The 1,808-nt window shown below is 32.1% G+C and carries 4 protein-coding genes; 3 read left to right on the top strand and 1 reads right to left on the bottom strand.

Features of this window, described 5'->3' with window-relative positions; translation table 11 throughout:
• The 3 genes from rplS to CAT7_RS11865 form a co-directional block, all read left to right on the top strand.
• On the top strand, nucleotides 1–178 hold a 178-nt coding region (rplS, locus tag CAT7_RS11875; RefSeq protein ID WP_007725940.1), incomplete at its 5' end, for a 50S ribosomal protein L19.
• A 136-nt stretch (nucleotides 179–314) separates the two neighbouring features.
• Nucleotides 315–746, top strand: a complete 432-nt coding sequence (locus CAT7_RS11870) for a hypothetical protein (protein WP_007725939.1) — start codon at nucleotides 315–317, stop codon at nucleotides 744–746.
• Nucleotides 747–788: 42 nt separating this feature from the next.
• Nucleotides 789–1,211: an OsmC family protein gene (locus CAT7_RS11865; RefSeq protein ID WP_007725938.1), complete on the top strand. Its 423-nt coding sequence runs from the start codon at nucleotides 789–791 to the stop codon at nucleotides 1,209–1,211.
• Nucleotides 1,212–1,284: 73 nt separating this feature from the next.
• On the opposite strand, the gene CAT7_RS11860 is transcribed toward CAT7_RS11865, so the two are convergent.
• Entirely contained in the window at nucleotides 1,285–1,776 is a 492-nt protein-coding gene (locus CAT7_RS11860; protein WP_007725937.1) for a YajQ family cyclic di-GMP-binding protein, read from the bottom strand.
• Between the last annotated feature and the right edge of the window lie 32 nt (nucleotides 1,777–1,808).

Here is a 1,808-nt window from a genome sequence, read left to right as displayed (position 1 = left end):
AACTTATACAGTTCGTAAAATTTCTAACGGAATTGGCGTTGAACGTACATTCCCAATGCACTCTCCACGTGTTGCTCAAATCGAAGTTATTCGCTTTGGTAAAGTACGTCGTGCTAAATTGTACTACTTACGTGAATTACACGGAAAAGCAGCTCGTATTAAAGAAATCCGTCGTTAAGATGATTTTTTTAAGTTCTAACTCAATTGAGTTAGAACTTTTTTTGTTTTCTTAAATACTCTTTTCATTATGAATAGAGTACGTTATAATTAAAAATGAAAAAGCGATTAGAATTTAAAAAGTGGGGTATAGTAGAATGAATAAAGCACTAGTAAACTTTGAAGCCATCTTAAAAGACAAACATGTACCATTAGCTAAGAAAGAAATCAAAAATGGACAAGTTCTTTATAATGGTAAATTTAAATTGAACGACAGCCAAGCTTTGCCATTTGGAGTTGTTTTTGATAATAAAGAAGAAGGTATTATTGATTTTCAAATCGTGTACCATAAATTAGCATATGTAACGAATTTTGATGCAAAAAATCAAGTATTAGAAGTTTTAAATGAACTGAATGAAATGAAAACAGGTTACTACCGTGTTTGTCTGGCCGGAGACGGTGAAATCTATATGAGACTTCTTTCTCGTACAACAGAGGACGTAAGAGCAGCTTATGAAATGATGATCGTTGGATCAACGATTGCTAAAAGTATTCTTCCAAAAATCGAAGAGGCTGTAAATAAGAAGTAGTATTTAAAGTTAGAGATACTTTCAAAAGAAAGTAGGGATTTTATGGAAAATCAAAAGCCGTTATTTCATGCTGAAATGGTCAATGAAACAGGTGTGAATGGTCATGCATTTGTAAAAAACGATGGATTAAATGTTAAACTTTCTAGTCCATTAAATAAGGATGAAGGCACAAACCCTGAAGAATTGATTGGGTTGTCTTTTAGTACTTGTTTAAATGCTACGATTCAATCGTTATTAAAAGCAAGAGGAAAAGAAAATAAAAGTCGTGTAGAAGTTCATGTCGATTTTATGCGTGAACCAAATGGAATCGGGTATTTCTTCAATGTAGAAGCTTTTGCAAAAATTGCTGAATTACCTTTTGAAGAAAGTAAAAAGATTGTAGAAGAAGCTGAAAAACGTTGTCCGGTATCTAAATTATTTACAGGAAGTAAAACAGTATCAGTGGAAGTAGTCGAGGAATTCTAAACAACAAAGCCTAAAGACCTTCAAATTTCATTTGAAGGTCTTTTTTTAAGGCATTAAAAATAGGAATGCTAGGTTATCTATAATTTGTAAACTCAAGATCAATTGGTAAGTTCGCATCTCTTAGTAAAGCGATAACTTGTTGAAGATCATCACGATTTTTACCAGTTACCCGTATTTGATCGTCTTGGATTTGTGTTTTAACTTTGATACCTGATTTTTTAATCAATTGAGTAATTGTTTTTGCGTGTTCTTTATCAATTCCACTGATTAAATCAGCGAATTGACGGACATTTCCACCAAAAGCTTTTTCAGTTGAAGAGTAGTGAAGATTTCTGGTAGGAACACCTCTTTTAACTAGTTTATTCGTTAAGACATCTTTTACTTGTTCTAATTTAAAGTCATCATCTGAAACCAAAACCAATTTTTCTTTTTCTAATTTGATTTCGCTGATGGAACCTTTAAAATCAAATCGATTTGCGATTTCCTTTGTTGCCAATTGTATGGAATTCTTTATCTCTTCCATATTCATTTCTGAAACGATATCAAAACTTGCTTCTTTTGCCATAATTATTTCCTCCTTTTACATTGTCCCTTTGA

Source organism: Carnobacterium sp. AT7, assembly GCF_000171855.1.
In the GTDB taxonomy this organism is placed as follows: Bacteria; Bacillota; Bacilli; order Lactobacillales; family Carnobacteriaceae; genus Carnobacterium_B; species Carnobacterium_B jeotgali.
The sequence above is the reverse complement of the archived record's forward strand: the minus strand, read 5'-3'. Positions and strand labels throughout refer to the sequence as shown.

What these genes read in the sequence shown, in the direction of transcription:
- CAT7_RS11865 (WP_007725938.1), top strand. Translation starts at nt 789, where the DNA reads ATGGAAAATCAAAAGCCGTTATTTCATGCTGAAATGGTCAATGAAACA.
- CAT7_RS11870 (WP_007725939.1), top strand. Translation starts at nt 315, where the DNA reads ATGAATAAAGCACTAGTAAACTTTGAAGCCATCTTAAAAGACAAACAT.
- CAT7_RS11860 (WP_007725937.1), bottom strand. Translation starts at nt 1,776, where the DNA reads ATGGCAAAAGAAGCAAGTTTTGATATCGTTTCAGAAATGAATATGGAA.